The 17,069-nt window shown below is 44.9% G+C and carries 14 protein-coding genes; 13 read left to right on the top strand and 1 reads right to left on the bottom strand.

All coding sequences use genetic code 11. The features are described from left to right. The first annotated feature begins 112 nt into the window (after positions 1-112). The 13 genes from rlmD to rpoS all read left to right on the top strand — a co-directional run bounded on the left by rlmD (position 113) and on the right by rpoS (position 14,280). Positions 113-1,432 carry a 23S rRNA (uracil(1939)-C(5))-methyltransferase RlmD gene (rlmD, locus tag IHV80_RS13785; RefSeq protein ID WP_192889411.1) on the top strand — a complete coding sequence of 440 codons (1,320 nt, stop codon included), beginning with the start codon at positions 113-115 and terminating at the stop codon, positions 1,430-1,432. 136 nt (positions 1,433-1,568) lie between these two features. Then, on the top strand, positions 1,569-3,794 hold the full coding sequence (gene relA, locus IHV80_RS13780) for a GTP diphosphokinase (protein WP_192889410.1): 2,226 nt from the start codon (positions 1,569-1,571) through the stop codon (positions 3,792-3,794). Positions 3,795-4,039: 245 nt separating this feature from the next. After that, entirely contained in the window at positions 4,040-4,855 is an 816-nt protein-coding gene (gene mazG / locus IHV80_RS13775) for a nucleoside triphosphate pyrophosphohydrolase (RefSeq protein WP_192889409.1), read from the top strand. A 132-nt stretch (positions 4,856-4,987) separates the two neighbouring features. After that, positions 4,988-6,628 carry a CTP synthase gene (locus tag IHV80_RS13770; protein WP_017108150.1) on the top strand — a complete coding sequence of 547 codons (1,641 nt, stop codon included), beginning with the start codon at positions 4,988-4,990 and terminating at the stop codon, positions 6,626-6,628. Positions 6,629-6,709: 81 nt separating this feature from the next. Beyond that, complete coding sequence (gene eno, locus IHV80_RS13765; protein ID WP_192889408.1) at positions 6,710-8,008, top strand: phosphopyruvate hydratase; 1,299 nt, start codon at positions 6,710-6,712, stop codon at positions 8,006-8,008. A 263-nt stretch (positions 8,009-8,271) separates the two neighbouring features. After that, positions 8,272-8,553 carry a cell division protein FtsB gene (ftsB, locus tag IHV80_RS13760; RefSeq protein ID WP_004735394.1) on the top strand — a complete coding sequence of 94 codons (282 nt, stop codon included), beginning with the start codon at positions 8,272-8,274 and terminating at the stop codon, positions 8,551-8,553. Then, on the top strand, positions 8,553-9,254 hold the full coding sequence (gene ispD / locus IHV80_RS13755) for a 2-C-methyl-D-erythritol 4-phosphate cytidylyltransferase (protein WP_192889407.1): 702 nt from the start codon (positions 8,553-8,555) through the stop codon (positions 9,252-9,254). Before ftsB ends, ispD begins: the two co-directional genes overlap by 1 nt. Positions 9,255-9,256: 2 nt before the next feature. Beyond that, the gene (gene ispF / locus IHV80_RS13750; RefSeq protein ID WP_004735397.1) at positions 9,257-9,736 is read left to right on the top strand and encodes a 2-C-methyl-D-erythritol 2,4-cyclodiphosphate synthase; all 480 of its coding nucleotides are present in this window, start codon (positions 9,257-9,259) and stop codon (positions 9,734-9,736) included. Between the two features lie 22 nt (positions 9,737-9,758). Further along, the gene (gene truD, locus IHV80_RS13745) at positions 9,759-10,805 is read left to right on the top strand and encodes a tRNA pseudouridine(13) synthase TruD (protein ID WP_192889406.1); all 1,047 of its coding nucleotides are present in this window, start codon (positions 9,759-9,761) and stop codon (positions 10,803-10,805) included. Between the two features lie 76 nt (positions 10,806-10,881). Continuing rightward, complete coding sequence (gene surE / locus IHV80_RS13740) at positions 10,882-11,625, top strand: 5'/3'-nucleotidase SurE (protein ID WP_192889405.1); 744 nt, start codon at positions 10,882-10,884, stop codon at positions 11,623-11,625. Further along, positions 11,626-12,252, top strand: a complete 627-nt coding sequence (locus IHV80_RS13735; RefSeq protein WP_017108696.1) for a protein-L-isoaspartate(D-aspartate) O-methyltransferase — start codon at positions 11,626-11,628, stop codon at positions 12,250-12,252. Positions 12,253-12,287: 35 nt separating this feature from the next. Next, on the top strand, positions 12,288-13,202 hold the full coding sequence (gene nlpD, locus IHV80_RS13730; protein ID WP_192889404.1) for a murein hydrolase activator NlpD: 915 nt from the start codon (positions 12,288-12,290) through the stop codon (positions 13,200-13,202). Positions 13,203-13,299: 97 nt separating this feature from the next. Next, on the top strand, positions 13,300-14,280 hold the full coding sequence (gene rpoS / locus IHV80_RS13725) for an RNA polymerase sigma factor RpoS (protein ID WP_192889403.1): 981 nt from the start codon (positions 13,300-13,302) through the stop codon (positions 14,278-14,280). Positions 14,281-14,418: 138 nt separating this feature from the next. On the opposite strand, the gene mutS is transcribed toward rpoS, so the two are convergent. Then, complete coding sequence (gene mutS / locus IHV80_RS13720; protein WP_404818283.1) at positions 14,419-17,004, bottom strand: DNA mismatch repair protein MutS; 2,586 nt, start codon at positions 17,002-17,004, stop codon at positions 14,419-14,421. Positions 17,005-17,069: the final 65 nt, after the last annotated feature.

The raw sequence follows: 17,069 nt of genomic DNA, 5'->3' as shown, positions 1-17,069 counted from the left end.
GTTAAGTGAACGGTAAGCTTAATCAAAGCCGTGACGTTCGACAATGATTCCAAGACATAATAGTGAGTCCTGGATACAAATTACTTCTTAAAAGATACATTAGGCACAAGCAATGGCACGTTTTTTTCAACCAAAAAAGAAAACTCAATTCGAGACCAAGCATCAATCGGTTTTGGTTGAACGAATGGATCACAATGGGGCAGGGATTGCTTATCAAAAGAATAAGCCTGTTTTTATTGATGGTGCATTGCCGGGTGAGCAGGTTGTTATTCAGCTCATCGAGAGTAAGAGTAAATATGCGCGAGCAAAACTGATTAAATTACTGGAGCCAAGCGAACTGCGTTTGAAGCCTTTCTGTAAGCATTTTAATCAGTGCGGTGGCTGCCATCTCCAGCATCTTGGCTACTCTTCTCAGGTAGAACATAAAGCGCAGTCTTTGAACCACCTGATGAGCCAATATCAAACAGATAAAACAGACGTTGTTGAACCGATTATTGGTGATGAAACAGGTTATCGCCGCCGTGCGCGCATCAGCCTATTTGTTGATAAAAAAACACAACAGCTTCAATTTGGTTTCCGTAAAAAGCAAAGTAAGCAGATTGAAAATATTACCGATTGTGCGGTGCTTGACCCTCGTATCAATATCTTGCTGCCAAAGCTAAAAAATTTACTGAATACTTTCAGCAACCTTACTTCTTTAGGACACGTTGAATTAGTGATCGGGGATACTGGCCCTGTTATGGTGCTACGTCACCTTAAGCCTTTGCTTGAAAAAGATGAGCAATCTTTGATTGAGTTGGCTCAGGCAGAAGGCACTACGCTGTATTCTATGCCAGAAACTGACAAGTTGATTCGTTTGGTGGGTGATACGCCAAGCTATAGCGAAACCGGCGTAACCTTGCCTTTTGAGCCAAACCACTTCATCCAAGTGAATCAAAAGGTCAATCAACAGATGGTGACTCAAGCGATTGAATGGTTAGAACCCCAAGCCGATGAGCGAGTGCTCGACTTGTTTTGTGGTTTGGGGAACTTCAGCCTACCTATCGCACAACAATCTGCGTTTGTGGTGGGTGTTGAAGGTGTCGATGAAATGGTTCAGCAGGCAACGTCTAACGCAATTTTGAATCAATTAAGTAATACAGAGTTCTACCAAGCGAACCTTGAAGAAGAGCTGTCTTCACAACCTTGGGCAAAAGAAAGATTTGATAAAATCTTACTTGATCCAGCACGTGCAGGAGCGAGTGGGATCGTTGATCAAATTTCAGGGTTAGGAGCGAAGCGTGTGGTTTATGTTTCGTGTAATCCTGCTACTCTAGCTAGAGATTCAGAGAGCTTAGAAAAACAAGGTTACCAATTGGCTAAGCTAGGCATGTTGGACATGTTCCCTCATACCAGTCATCTCGAATCGATGGCTCTCTTTATCAAGGCTTAGAAGCCCTTAAATTAGGCTTAAAAATGTATTACAAAGGTGCGGGGCTGCCTGCACCGATATCAATATGAGTCGAACTAACGTGGAACCAGTTAGTCATATTGAATTGGGTATAAAACATAATAACTAGGAAGGCATGATGGTTGCGGTACGAAGCGCACATTTAAACCCAAGCGAACAGTTTGAGCTAGATAATTGGATTGCGTCACTGAATCAAGACGCAAAAACCTCGAATAAACTGACTAAAGTTTATCGTCACTGTGAAGAGTTATTAAAAGATCACGAGCAAGGCGAACTTCTGCTTTGGCGTGGGCGCGAGATGATCGAAATCTTGGTCACCTTGTCTATGGATCGCGCAACCTTAGTGGCGGCGCAACTCTTCCCAGTCGTATCAAGCGGTGTTTTTGAGCGTGAAGCGTTTGAAGAAAGTTACGGCAAGGAAACCGTAAAGCTGATTGATGGCGTGGAAGAAATGGCGGCTTTGGGCCAGCTAAATGTGACCCTTGAAGGCAGTGCTGCCTCGGGTCAAGTCGATAATGTTCGACGAATGCTACTTGCTATGGTGGATGATTTCCGCTGCGTAGTCATCAAACTAGCAGAGCGAATTTGTAACCTCATAGAAGTGAAAAAGGCCCCTGATGCTGTGCGCCGTGCGGCAGCAAAAGAGTGTGCCAACATCTATGCGCCTCTTGCAAACCGTTTAGGTATTGGTCAGCTAAAGTGGGAAATTGAAGATTACGCTTTCCGCTACCAACAACCAGAAACATACAAGCAGATTGCTAAACAGCTGTCTGAGCGTCGTATTGTGCGCGAACAATACATAACCGACTTTGTTGACGATCTCACGTCAGAAATGAACCGTTCAAGCATCAATGCTGAAGTCAGCGGTCGACCAAAACACATCTACAGTATCTGGCGTAAAATGCAGAAAAAAGGCTTAGAGTTTGATGAGCTTTTTGACGTGCGTGCGGTGCGTATTATCGCAGACCAGCTGCAAGACTGTTATGCCGGCTTAGGTGTGGTTCACACCAAATATAAACACCTACCCAGTGAATTTGATGACTATGTGGCGAACCCTAAGCCGAATGGCTATCAGTCGATTCATACCGTAGTGCTTGGCCCTGAAGGCAAGACCATTGAAATTCAGATTCGTACCAAGCAGATGCATGAAGACTCTGAATTGGGCGTTGCTGCGCACTGGAAATACAAAGAAGGTGCATCTAGCGGCGTACGCAGTGGCTACGATGAGAAAATCACCTGGTTGCGTAAGCTTATCGATTGGCAAGAAGAGATGTCGGACTCTGGCGAAATGCTGGATGAAGTACGTAGCCAAGTCTTTGATGACCGTGTCTATGCCTTTACGCCACGCGGTGATGTGGTCGATTTACCAATGGGTGCAACACCGTTGGATTTTGCTTACCACATTCACTCGATGGTTGGACACCGTTGTATCGGTGCCAAAGTGGCAGGTCGAATCGTTCCGTTTACTCATAAATTGGCGATGGGCGATCAGGTTGAGATCATCACTCAAAAAGAACCGAACCCTTCACGCGATTGGTTGAATCCGACCACAGGCTTTGTTCATTCAAGTCGAGCTCGTGCAAAAATTAACGCCTGGTTCCGCGCTCAGAGTCGTGAGAAAAACCTCGAAGCCGGACGAGATATTCTAGAAGTAGAGCTAGGCAGAGTCGGCGCAACACTGAAAGATGCTGAGCAATACGCGCTGAAACGATTCAACGTCAACACTCCAGATGAATTGTATGCAGGTATTGGTAGCGGTGATTTGCGTATCAACCAAGTCGTTAATCACATCAATGCTTTGGTCAACAAGCCAACGGCGGAAGAAGAAGACAAGAAAGCGCTAGAGAAGTTGCTTGAGTCAGACAATAAGCCAGCGCATCAGAGCCGTCCGAAAAAGGATGCTGTCGTTGTTGAAGGTGTCGATAACCTAATGACCCACTTGGCTCGTTGTTGTCAGCCTATTCCCGGCGATGTGATCAAAGGATACATTACTCAAGGACGTGGTATCTCAGTACACCGCAGCGATTGCGAACAGTTGAGTGAACTTAATCTGCATGCTCCTGAACGTATCATCGATACTGTGTGGGGCGATGGTTTTGTAGGCTCGTATATCTTAACGCTGCGTGTAGAGGCGCTGGAACGTACCGGCTTGTTGAAAGATATAACATCCCTGTTCTTGAACGAAAAAGTCAGTGTGACGACAATGAAGAGCCGTATTGACTATAAACGTCAGTTGTCGGTGATGGATTTCGATTTGGAAGTGACCAACATTGAGATTCTGAGTCGCGTGACAAGTCGAGTAGAACAAATCAAAGATGTTATGTCGGTCAAACGTCTAGGCTAACTTTCACGTTGCATTAGTCACTTTTACTGCGTTAACTGCGCTTTCTTGTTCCATCACATAGGCGAGCTATGCTCAGGAATCGCGAAAGCTTGTTGCCTTGTTAAAGTAACAACTGCTTAGTGAAAGGTGCGTAATTTAGAGAATTAGACAGTATCAACAAAGGTGAGTAGTTTTGGCTGCTCACCTTTTTAGTTTTAGAAGACGTTATAAATTTAAAAATCAAAGACAGTAATAGGAAGAAAACGATGAATCACCCGATTGAACAACTTGAACAGATTATGACTAAGCTGCGCGATCCTGAAGGTGGCTGTCCTTGGGATTTGAAACAAAATTTTGAAACAATTGTGCCGCATACTATCGAAGAAACGTATGAGGTGGTGGACGCGATTCACAACAAAGATTGGCCGAATCTACAAGAAGAGTTGGGCGACTTGTTGTTTCAGGTGATCTTCTACAGCCAACTGGCGAAAGAGCAGGGCTTGTTTGAGTTCTCTGATGTGGTCGACGGTATTAGTGAGAAGCTGACGCGCCGTCATCCACATGTGTTTTCTGATACAGAATTTGCGAGTGATGAAGAAATTAATGCTAACTGGGAAGCTGAAAAAGCCAAAGAAAAAGCACAGGCAGGCAAAACTCAAGAAAGTATTCTAGACTCAATACCAAACTCTCTACCTGCACTTTCGCGTGCTACAAAAATTCAAAAGCAAGTCGCGAAATTTGGCTTTGATTGGGACTCTATTGGCCCAGTCGCCGATAAGGTTTTAGAGGAAGTTGATGAGGTGCTAGAAGAAGCGCTTCAAGTAACGCCAAACGAAGATTTAGTTGAAGAAGAACTGGGTGATTTATTGTTTGCGACGGTCAATTTAGTGCGACATTTGGGTAAAAATCCAGAAACGGCTCTCAATAAAGCCAATCTGAAATTTTCACGCCGCTTTAAAGGCGTGGAACAAAAAGTTCGTCAGCAAGATAAAATTTTGACCGACTTTTCTCTACAACAGCTTGATTCCATGTGGGATGAAGTCAAAGTGGCGGAGAAAAGATCATCAAAGCTTTTATCATGAATTGATTTGAAGCAAAAAATAAAAAATTGCAGTGTGATAGATTTCACGTTGTGGCGATAAGGGGCTTCTGGTATATTTTCATCCCGTCCAGAAGTAATCCATTTCCCTCATTCAACCAATTTCAGGTTAAACATGACGACAAATTACATTTTTGTTACTGGCGGGGTTGTATCCTCTCTAGGTAAAGGCATTGCTGCAGCATCTCTTGCGGCTATTTTAGAAGCTCGTGGTCTTAAAGTGACTATGATGAAGCTTGACCCTTACATCAACGTTGATCCAGGCACTATGAGCCCGACTCAACACGGTGAAGTGTTCGTTACGGAAGATGGCGCTGAAACAGACCTTGACCTTGGTCACTATGAGCGATTCATTCGCACCAAGATGACTAAGCGTAACAACTTCACAGCAGGTCGTGTTTATGCTGACGTTCTACGTAACGAACGTCGTGGTGACTACCTAGGTGCAACAATCCAGGTTATTCCTCACATTACTAACTCTATCAAAGAACGCGTAATCTCTGGTGCTAAAGGCCACGATATCGCGCTTGTTGAAGTTGGTGGTACTGTAGGTGATATCGAATCTCTACCATTCATGGAAGCGATTCGTCAGCTAGCAGTAGAACTAGGCCGTGAACGCGCAATGTTCATGCACCTTACTCTAGTGCCATACCTAGCAGCTGCGGGTGAAGTGAAAACTAAGCCAACGCAACACTCTGTAAAAGAGCTGCTGTCTATCGGTATCCAGCCTGACATCCTAGTTTGTCGTTCAGATCGTGTTATCCCAGCAAACGAACGTAAGAAAATTGCTCTTTTCTGTAATGTACAAGAAAAAGCCGTTATCTCTATGAAAGACGTAGATTCAATCTACAAGATCCCACAGTTAATCCGTGCTCAAGGCATTGATGATCTTGTATGTACGCGTTTCGGTATCAATGCACCAGAAGCTGATCTGTCTGAGTGGGAACAAGTAATTTACGAAGAAGCTAACCCAACGGGTGAAGTGACGATTGGTATGGTTGGTAAGTACATTGAACTGCCTGACGCATACAAATCAGTAAATGAAGCGCTGAAACACGCAGGCTTGAAAAATCGCCTAAGTGTCACAATTAAATATGTAGATTCACAAGATGTTGAATCTAAAGGCACAGAAATTCTACAAGACCTAGATGCAATCCTAGTTCCTGGTGGCTTTGGCGATCGTGGTGTTGAAGGTAAGATCCTTGCTGCACAATACGCTCGTGAAAACAAAGTACCTTACTTAGGTATCTGTCTAGGTATGCAAGTTGCTCTTATTGAGTACGCTCGTAACGTTGCGAAGATGGAAGGTGCACACTCTTCTGAATTCTGCAAAGAAACTAAATACCCTGTTGTTGGCCTAATCACTGAGTGGATTGACGGCGAAGGTAAAGTTGAAGAACGTACTGAAAAATCTGACCTAGGCGGCACAATGCGTCTTGGTTCACAGCTTTGTCACCTAGCGAAAGGGACGAAAGCTTACGAATTATACGGTAGCGCGACGATCCATGAACGTCACCGTCACCGTTACGAAGTGAACAACAATCTTCGTCCACAAATCGAAAAAGCGGGCCTAAAAGTATCGGGTCTATCTGCGGACAAGAAACTGGTTGAAGTTATTGAGAACCCGAACCACCCATGGTTCGTTGCTGCTCAGTTCCACCCAGAGTTCACTTCAACACCTCGCGATGGTCACCCATTGTTTGCAGGTTTCGTTAAAGCGGCTGGCGAATTCCAGCGCGGCGAATTAGAAAAGTAAAAAGGAATCCAGGTAGCTGCGTAAGTTGTGCTGCTACCTTTAAATTTGACATTTATATATTCAACGAGAAGGAAACATTCAATGTCTAAGATCGTTAAAGTTCTAGGTCGTGAAATCATCGATTCACGTGGTAACCCAACTGTAGAAGCTGAAGTACACCTAGAAGGCGGTTTCGTAGGTATGGCTGCTGCTCCATCTGGCGCATCTACTGGTTCTCGCGAAGCTCTTGAGCTACGTGACGGCGACAAATCACGTTTCCTAGGTAAAGGTGTTCTTAAAGCAATTGAAGCTGTAAACGGCCCAATCGCTGACGCTCTAGTTGGTAAAGACGCTAAAGCACAAGCTGATGTTGACCAAGTTATGCTTGATCTAGACGGTACTGAGAACAAGTCTAAGTTTGGCGCTAACGCTATCCTTGCTGTTTCTCTAGCTAACGCAAAAGCTGCTGCTGCTGCGAAAGGCATGCCTCTATACGAGCACATTGCTGAGCTAAACGGTACTGCTGGTCAGTTCTCTATGCCTCTACCAATGATGAACATCATCAACGGTGGCGAGCACGCTGATAACAACGTTGACATCCAAGAGTTCATGATCCAACCAGTTGGCGCTAAAACTCTTAAAGAAGGTCTGCGTATCGGCGCTGAAGTATTCCACAACCTAGCTAAAGTTCTTAAGTCTAAAGGCTACAGCACTGCAGTTGGCGATGAAGGTGGTTTCGCTCCTAACCTTAAATCTAACGCTGAAGCTCTAGAAGTTATCGCAGAAGCTGTTGCAGCTGCTGGTTACGAACTAGGTAAAGACGTTACTCTTGCTATGGACTGTGCAGCATCTGAGTTCTTCGACAAAGAAGCTGGCATCTACAACATGAAGGGCGAAGGTAAAACTTTCACTTCTGAAGAGTTCAACCACTACCTAGCTGAACTAGCTAACAACTTCCCAATCGTTTCTATCGAAGACGGTCTTGACGAGTCAGATTGGGATGGCTTCAAGCACCAAACTGAACTTCTAGGCGACAAGCTTCAAATCGTTGGTGACGATCTTTTCGTTACAAACACTAAGATTCTTGCTGAAGGTATCGAGAAAGGCGTAGCTAACTCTATCCTTATCAAGTTCAACCAAATCGGTTCTCTAACAGAGACTCTAGCTGCTATCAAGATGGCTAAAGACGCTGGCTACACTGCAGTAATCTCTCACCGTTCTGGCGAAACTGAAGATGCAACTATCGCTGATCTAGCGGTAGGTACAGCTGCAGGTCAAATCAAAACTGGTTCTATGAGCCGTTCTGACCGTGTTGCTAAGTACAACCAACTTATCCGTATCGAAGAAGCTCTAGGTTCTAAAGCTCCTTACAACGGTCTTAAAGAAGTTAAAGGTCAATAATCTCTCTGGTTTTTAAACCAAAGGAATTGTTAATCTAAGCTTTGAATGCCTCGCTAATGCGGGGCATTTTTTTGCTTCAAATTCGTCATTCCCTAGACTAACGAAGAAAGGTGTAGGGAACTTCATTGTTACCACTCACTATTCTGTCCAATAATTCCCCGACTTATTGATTCCCTGACACCACATATCTCGCACCAATAAGCTCATTATGGTATATATGTGCCTTATTCTAGTTCCTTCTTTTTCAACCGGCGAAAGGTGTTATGCGAATTTTTGCTTTAGTACTGCTCATAGTGTTTGGCTGGCTACAACACACACTGTGGCTCGGTAAAAATGGTATTTCTGATTACTACGGTGTGAACAACGAAATCCAAGTTCAGCAGCAAGTAAATGAAAAGCTTCATCTTCGTAATGCTGAGATGTTTGCGGAAATTGACGATCTACGCCAAGGCTTAGACGCGATAGAAGAGCGCGCACGTCATGAGCTGGGAATGGTGAAAGAAGGCGAAACGTTTTATCGTATTATTGGTGAGGAATCTCATTAATGTCGAACCAACTTCAAAGCGTTATTGCAGTGGTCCCTGCTGCGGGCGTCGGCAGCCGAATGAAGGCAGACCGTCCCAAGCAATATCTTCTAATTCACGGTAAAACGATTTTAGAGCACACCGTTGAGAAACTGTTGTCTCACCCCCAGGTGTCTAAAATCGTGGTAGCGGTCAGCGACGATGATCCTTATTACCCTGAATTACCGCTTAACCTTAATCCACAAGTGATCAGAGTTTCCGGTGGAACGGAAAGGGCCGACTCGGTGCTTTCTGCTCTGGATTATATTGCCCAACAGCAACTCAGTGATTGGGTGATGGTGCATGACGCCGCTAGGCCTTGTATCCAATTGAGCGACATCGACAAACTGATCTCTGGTGCTATGACCCATGATGTTGGTGCGATTTTAGCTGCGCCTGTTCGCGATACAATGAAACGTGGTGCGCAAGGACAAATTGAACACACGGTTGATCGTGTAGACCTCTGGCATGCGCTTACCCCTCAGATGTTTCGATCTCAGCCTTTACGGAAAGTCTTGAGCGAGGCCTTGCAACAAGGCGTTTCGATTACCGATGAGGCCTCTGCGTTTGAGTGGAAGGGTTTATCACCAGCACTAATTGCTGGGCGTTCAGATAATTTTAAGATTACTCAGCCTGAAGATTTGGCTTTGGCTGAGTTCTATTTAAGTCAGAATAAGGAATAATGATGATTCGTATTGGCCATGGCTTTGATGTACACAAATTTGGTGGTGAAGGCCCAGTAATTATTGGTGGCGTGAGCGTCCCTTATGAGCAAGGTCTTATCGCACACTCAGACGGTGATGTTGCCCTGCATGCATTATGTGATGCTTTACTGGGTTCAATTGCAGCGGGTGATATTGGTCGTCATTTCCCTGATACGGATGATGAGTGGAAAGGTGCAGATAGCCGCGAATTACTTAAAGATGTTTACCGTCGAGTAAAAGAGCAAGGCTATGTGATTGGTAATGCTGATATTACTATCATGGCGCAAGCTCCAAAGATGGCTCCTCATATAGACTCTATGTGCCAAGCCATTGCTCAAGATTTAGAAACGAGTATTAGCAATGTGAATGTAAAAGCCACGACTACTGAGCGTTTAGGTTTTACAGGTCGCAAAGAGGGCATCGCATGTGAAGCGGTGGTCCTAATTACTAAAAGTGCGTAAGCACCAACACGAAAAGAACAGCATGTCAGATATTTTATCTTCATTGGCTTACCTAAACGGTAAACCAACTGCGAAAGCAAAACTAAAAGCAAAAGCCGAACACTTTGTCGTTAATGAAGACTTGGGTTTTGAGTTTACTGGTGAAGGCGAGCACTTAATGGTGCGTATTCGTAAAACTGGTGAGAACACGAGCTTCGTAGCAAACGAGCTGGCTAAAGCGTGTGGTGTTAAGTCGAAAGACGTCAGTTGGGCTGGTTTGAAAGACCGTCATGCTGTGACAGAGCAGTGGTTAAGCGTGCATCTGCCAAAAGGTGAACCTGACTTTTCTGCTTTTCTAGCACAATATCCAAGCATTGAGATCTTGGCGACAGCACGTCACAACAAAAAGTTACGTCCAGGCGATTTAGTTGGCAACCAATTCGAGCTGACTTTGTCTGAAGTAACGGACTGTGATGATGTGGTAAAGCGTTTAGAAAAAGTCGCTCAAGTCGGCGTGCCAAATTACTTTGGTGCTCAGCGCTTCGGTAATGAAGGTAACAACTTATCTGAAGCTCGTCGTTGGGGTCGTGAAAACGTTCGTACGCGTAATCAAAATAAGCGCAGCTTGTATCTCTCTGCAGCTCGTTCTTGGATCTATAACTTAATCCTTTCTGACCGTATTGAGCAAGATGCGTTTGCGTCGGCATTGGTTGGCGATATCGTCGTTAAAGACGGCGCGCAATTAGCTGTGACTGCAGACAACATTGAAACGGTAAATCAAGATATCGCGAACGGTTCTACGTTTATTACAGTTGCTTTGGCTGGAGATAATGCGTTACCGACGACTGATGCGTCTCAAGCTTTAGAGCAGAAACATCTTGATGCTGAACCGGATCTAATGGCTCTTATTTGTGGCAACCGTATGCGCCATGATCGCCGTGAAGCTTCGTTAAAGCCGATGGGTTTAGCGTGGGAAGTGAACGAAGACAATGTCACTCTTAAGTTCTCTCTCGATGCGGGTTGTTTCGCAACCGCTATTGTTCGTGAATTGGTTGAAGAAGTTCACGTAGAGCGAAGCTACGAGCAATAACGATTCTGCTTGGAGCGAAGTCACTTGATATCGGAAATTAAGTGACTTGGCATTGGAACAAAAGAAAGGATACAAGATGAAGATTTTACTCAGCAACGATGATGGTGTGCACGCTCAAGGTATTCATGAGCTGGCCAATGAATTACGTGATCTTGCTGAAATTATCATTGTTGCACCTGACCGTAATCGCTCGGGTGCTTCAAATTCATTAACTTTAGAACAGCCCCTACGTGTTCAAGAAATTACCGAAAATACATATTCGGTACAAGGAACACCGACCGACTGTGTACATTTTGCGTTAAATGAATTGCTAAAGAATGATATGCCCGATCTAGTATTAACGGGTATTAATCACGGTGCTAACCTAGGTGATGATGTGCTTTATTCAGGCACAGTGGCAGCAGCCATGGAAGGGCATTTTTTAGGTGTTCAATCGGTGGCGTTTTCTCTGGTGGGTAAAAAACATTTTAAGACAGCGGCGGCCATTGCTCGTCGTATCGTCGAACAACATTTAGTAAACCCAATCCCAACCAATCGCCTGTTAAACGTCAATATCCCTGATTTAGCTTTGGAGCAGTTGTCTGGCACTCAGGTGACACGCCTAGGTGCTCGTCATCATGCTGAAGATATGATTAAGCAAAAAGACCCACGCGGTCATGATATCTATTGGCTTGGCCCTCCTGGCAAAGAGCAAGATGCGGGTGAAGGCACCGATTTTTACGCTATCGAGCATGGATTTGTGTCAGTAACACCGTTACAAGTTGACCTGACAGCGCATGAGTCGCTAGGTGCGATGACAATATGGTTAGGGGAGAAGTAAGTGAGTAATCCTCAAGCAGAGCGCTTAATTACTTTTCTGATTGAAAATGGTATTCAGGATCAAAAGGTTCTCGATGCTATTTATCAACTGCCGAGAGAGAGCTTTTTATCACAGGCGATGTATCATCAAGCCTATGATAATAATGCGCTTCCTATCGGACAGGGCCAGACGATTTCTCAGCCGTACATTGTCGCTAAGATGACAGAGTTGCTAGAATTACAGCAAAATAGCCGTGTTTTAGAAATCGGTACGGGGTCTGGCTATCAAACGGCTGTCTTGGCTCAGCTGGTTGATCATGTGTATTCGGTTGAAAGAATTAAATCATTGCAATGGGATGCTAAGCGTCGTCTCAAACAGCTCGACTTCTACAACATATCAACCAAACATGGTGATGGTTGGCAAGGCTGGGCAGCAAAGGCGCCTTTTGATGCCATTATTGTAACAGCAGCAGCGGAGTCGATCCCTCAAGCACTCCTGCAGCAGCTAAAAGATGGTGGTCGCTTGTTGATTCCTGTTGGTGATGATGAGCAACAGTTGCTGAAAATTGTTCGCCATGGTGATGAGTTCTTATCCAGCGTGATTGAAATGGTAAGGTTTGTACCTCTTGTTCCTGGTGAGTTAGCTTAATAACAAGACTAATGGTGTAGGTGGATAGATAGTCGATGCGTTCGAAGGTTTTTAAAGGAAGTACTTTGTTACTTAGCTGTGCACTTGTTGGGTGTGCGGCTAACTCGCCTGCGCCAGTTTCTAGCCTAAACAAGAATTACTCATCGATCGATCGTGGTAGTTATCGTGGCAGTTACTATGAAGTCAAAAAAGGCGATACCCTTTATTTCATTGCTTATGTCACCAATAAAGACGTTAAAGACCTTGTGAGTTATAACAACCTCGCAGCACCTTACACTATTCATCCTGGACAGAAGCTTAAGTTATGGCGTCCTAGCTATAGCGCGCCAGCGTATGGTAAATCAACTGTCGTTGCAGCAGCAGTGGTTGCTCCTGCAGCCGCGGCCACTACAGCGTCTGCGAGTAGTAAGCCTAAAACTACGCCAGTAAAGAGTAAGAGCTCTAATTCCAAGCCTGCGCAAACTTCCGCCAAACCGGTGAAAAAAGATCCACCAAAGAAGGTTGAACAATCCAAATCAAAGGAGTATGTTGGGTCTAAAGGTAAACAGAATGTTACACCGTCCACCAAACCAACAAGTGATAAAGTATCCAAATGGTTATGGCCAACTAAAGGGAGAGTAATCAAGAATTTCTCTGTAGGCGAACAAGGAAATAAAGGCATAGACATAGCAGGACAGCGAGGTCAGCCAATAGTATCTACTGCAGGGGGAACGGTTGTTTATTCGGGTAATGCACTACGAGGCTACGGCAATCTAGTGATTGTGAAGCACAATGATAATTACTTAAGTGCATACGCGCATAACGACCGACTATTAGTATCTGAAGGGCAAAGTGTGAAACCAGGGCAGAAGATTGCAACAATGGGAAGCTCTGGAGCCAGCAGTGTTAGGCTGCACTTTGAGATTCGTTACCAAGGTAAATCCGTTAATCCAAAACGATATTTACCTTAAATACAGTATGAAAAATTACGTATTGTATGGAGTGACACAGTCATTTAGCGACATATGAAGTTGTAATGTCATGCTAATTTCGCCAGGGGGAGGCGTTATGAGTATAAGCAATGCAGTAACCAAAGAAGAGTTCGATCTTAACCAAGCAACCACGGAACCGGAAGCTCTTGGAAAAGCAAAACGAACAGTCAAAAAGAAAGCCGAAACGAAAGAAGAGACTGAAGTTACATCTAAGAGTTTAGATGCTACTCAACTCTACTTAGGCGAAATCGGTTTCTCACCACTATTAACCGCTGAAGAAGAAGTGCTGTATGCACGTCGAGCTCTACGCGGTGATGAAGCAGCACGCAAACGCATGATCGAAAGTAACCTGCGTTTGGTGGTAAAAATTTCTCGTCGTTATAGCAACCGTGGTCTTGCACTTCTCGATCTTATTGAAGAAGGCAACCTAGGTTTGATTCGCGCCGTAGAGAAGTTTGACCCAGAGCGCGGCTTCCGCTTCTCAACTTACGCGACATGGTGGATTCGTCAAACCATTGAACGTGCGCTAATGAATCAGACTCGCACTATCCGTTTACCAATTCATGTTGTGAAAGAGCTGAATATCTACTTGCGTACTGCACGAGAGCTATCACAAAAACTTGACCACGAACCAACGGCAGAAGAAATTGCTTCTAAGCTAGATAAACCAGTTGGTGATGTGAGTAAGATGCTTCGTCTAAACGAAAGAGTGAGCTCCGTTGATACGCCGATTGGTGGTGATGGTGAGAAAGCGCTACTGGATATTATTCCAGACATCAACAACTCAGATCCTGAGGTTTCAACTCAAGATAGCGATATAAAGAATTCGTTGATTTTCTGGTTTGATGAGCTGAACCCTAAACAGAAAGAGGTGCTTGCGCGTCGCTTTGGATTACTTGGCTATGAACCGTCAACATTAGAAGAAGTAGGCCGCGAAATCAGCCTGACTCGTGAACGTGTTCGTCAAATCCAAGTTGAAGGTCTTCGTCGTCTACGTGAGATTCTAATCAAGCAAGGCTTGAACATGGAAAATCTGTTCAACGTAGAAAACGACTAAATGAACTGATGATGTTTCTTTGAATAGAAGACAAATAAAAACGCTGACTTTAAGTCAGCGTTTTTTTGTATTTGATGCTGCCTACTCAAGCGACAGTACAAAACGACAATAGCAACCTACTTGGAAAGAGAAAAGAGACTAAAGCAACTTCTTCAAGCGGTAGAGCTCTTCTAATGCTTGGCGAGGGGTTAAATCATCTGGATCAACATTCGCGAGTGCTTGTTCTACTTCACTTGGTTCAGGTATCAGGCTCAGTTGGTTCGCGATATCAACGCCACTTGGTTTTGATGTCGGAGAGTCGATACTCAATGCTTCTAGCTGAGTCAGCTTCGCACGTGCGTTTTTGATCACTGCTTTAGGTACGCCAGCCAATCCGGCAACCGCAAGGCCGTAAGATTTACTTGCCGCACCTTCTTGAACTGCGTGCATAAAGGCAATGCTGTCGCCATGTTCAACCGCATCTAAGTGTACGTTCGCTAAGGTTGGTATTTGGTTTGGTAGCTCAGTTAGCTCAAAGTAGTGCGTTGCAAATAGTGTCATCGCATTGATTTGATTAGCTAGCCACTCTGCACTTGCCCAAGCCAGAGACAGGCCATCGTAAGTACTGGTACCACGACCGATTTCATCCATTAACACCAGGCTACTTGGTGTTGCGTTGTGCAGAATATTCGCGGTTTCTGTCATCTCAACCATGAAGGTTGAACGGCCTGAAGCCAAATCATCAGAGGCGCCAATACGCGTAAAGATACGGTCGATAGAACCAATCGTCGCGCTTTCTGCTGGAACATAGCAACCGATATGAGCCATCAGTGCAATGAGTGCAGTCTGACGCATGTAGGTCGACTTACCACCCATGTTTGGACCTGTGATGATCAGCATCTTACGTTGATCATTAAGGTCGATAGGGTTAGCAATAAACGGTTCGTCCATAACTTGTTCAACAACGGGATGGCGACCCGCCTGAATTTGTACACCAGCAGACTCAGTCATGGTTGGACGACAGTAATCAAGGGTGTCTGCACGTTCAGCTAAGTTTTGTAGAACATCCAGTTGAGACACTGAAGAAGCAATGTTTTGTAGTCGCTCTAGATAAGGCAGTAACAAATCAAACAACTCTTCCCACAACTTCTTCTCGATAGCTAGGGCTTTCGATTTAGAGCTGAGAACTTTGTCTTCGTGCTCTTTCAGCTCAGGAATAATGTAGCGTTCTGCATTTTTCAGTGTTTGACGGCGAACATAGTGTGGTGGCACAAGGTGGCTTTGTCCACGGCTAACTTGAATGAAGAAACCGTGTACGTTGTTGTAGCCAACTTTAAGCGTGTCGATACCGTGACGTTCACGCTCTTCTTGCTCAAGCTTATCCAGAAACTCGGTTGCACCAGCCGCAAGGTCGCGCCACTCATCGAGTTCTGCGTTGTAGCCTTCAGCTATCACGCCACCATCGCGGATCACCACCGGTGGGTTTTCTTTGATCGCACGCTCAAGCAGCTCTGATACTTCATCCACAGGAGATGCATACTGAGCAAGCTGAGTCAGGTATGGGTGCTTAAGTTGCGTCAGAGTTTCTGCAAGCTCTGGTAAGTATTCCATTGCTTGGCGAAGTCGTGCCATATCACGTGGACGTGCAGAGCGAAGGGCAAGACGTGCAAGAATACGCTCGATATCACCGATCTGTTTCAGCGTTGGTTGTAACTCAGTAAACAGAGCCAAATCTTTCATTTCACCAATCGCATCTAGGCGTTGATCAAGAGCTGAAATATTACGCATTGGTTGATGTAACCAACGCTTAAGCATACGGCTACCCATAGCAGTCGCGGTGTGATCAAGCACTTCGGCTAAGGTGTTATCTGTGCCGCCACTAAGATTTTGGGTGATCTCCAGATTACGGCGAGTAGCCGCATCAAGGATCACTGAGTGATCTTGCTTATCCATTGTGAGTGAACGGATGTGTGGAAGAGCAGTACGTTGCGTGTCTTTTACGTATTGAATCAAACAACCCGCAGCACATAAACCAAGTTTTGCGCTTTCAACGCCAAAGCCAACTAGGTCACGAGTACCAAATTGTTGATTGAGTTGCTGCTTTGCTGTATCTAATTCAAATTCCCATACCGGACGACGGCGATTGCCATTACGACTTGCCATCAAATTAACGGGTTCGAAATCTTCAGGGAATAGCAGTTCACGTGGTGATGTTCTTTGTAGCTCTGCCGCCATCGCTTCTTCGGTTTCCGGCTCACATAGTTGGAATCGGCCAGAAGTAATATCAAGCGTCGCGTAGCCAAACTTACCATTGTGGTGGTAAATGGAGGCAATCAGGTTATCAACACGCTCAGAAAGCAATGCTTCATCGGTCACGGTGCCGGGTGTCACAATTCTTACGACAGCGCGATCAACCGGGCCCTTTGAAGTTGCTGGATTACCAATCTGTTCACAAATTGCTACGGACTCGCCTAACTGCACTAACTTCGCAAGGTAACCTTCAACGGCGTGGTATGGAACGCCAGCCATAGGAATAGGCTCACCATTTGAAGAGCCACGCTTGGTTAGCGAAATATCGAGGAGTTGAGAGGCTTTTTTAGCATCATCGTAGAAAAGCTCGTAGAAATCTCCCATGCGGTAGAACAGCAAAATTTCTGGATTTTCTGCTTTTAGTTTTAGGTACTGCTGCATCATAGGTGTATGCGCTGCTTTTATGTCTTTGTTTTTAGTGGTTTCTTTTTGCATTAAGTTACTTTAAATCAATGAGTTATGAATTTATGGGATCTTCAACAAGTCCCACTAAGTATCAA

Origin of the sequence: Vibrio bathopelagicus (genome assembly GCF_014879975.1) — a bacterium.
Taxonomy (GTDB): domain Bacteria; phylum Pseudomonadota; class Gammaproteobacteria; order Enterobacterales; family Vibrionaceae; genus Vibrio; species Vibrio bathopelagicus.
The sequence above is the reverse complement of the archived record's forward strand: the minus strand, read 5'-3'. Positions and strand labels throughout refer to the sequence as shown.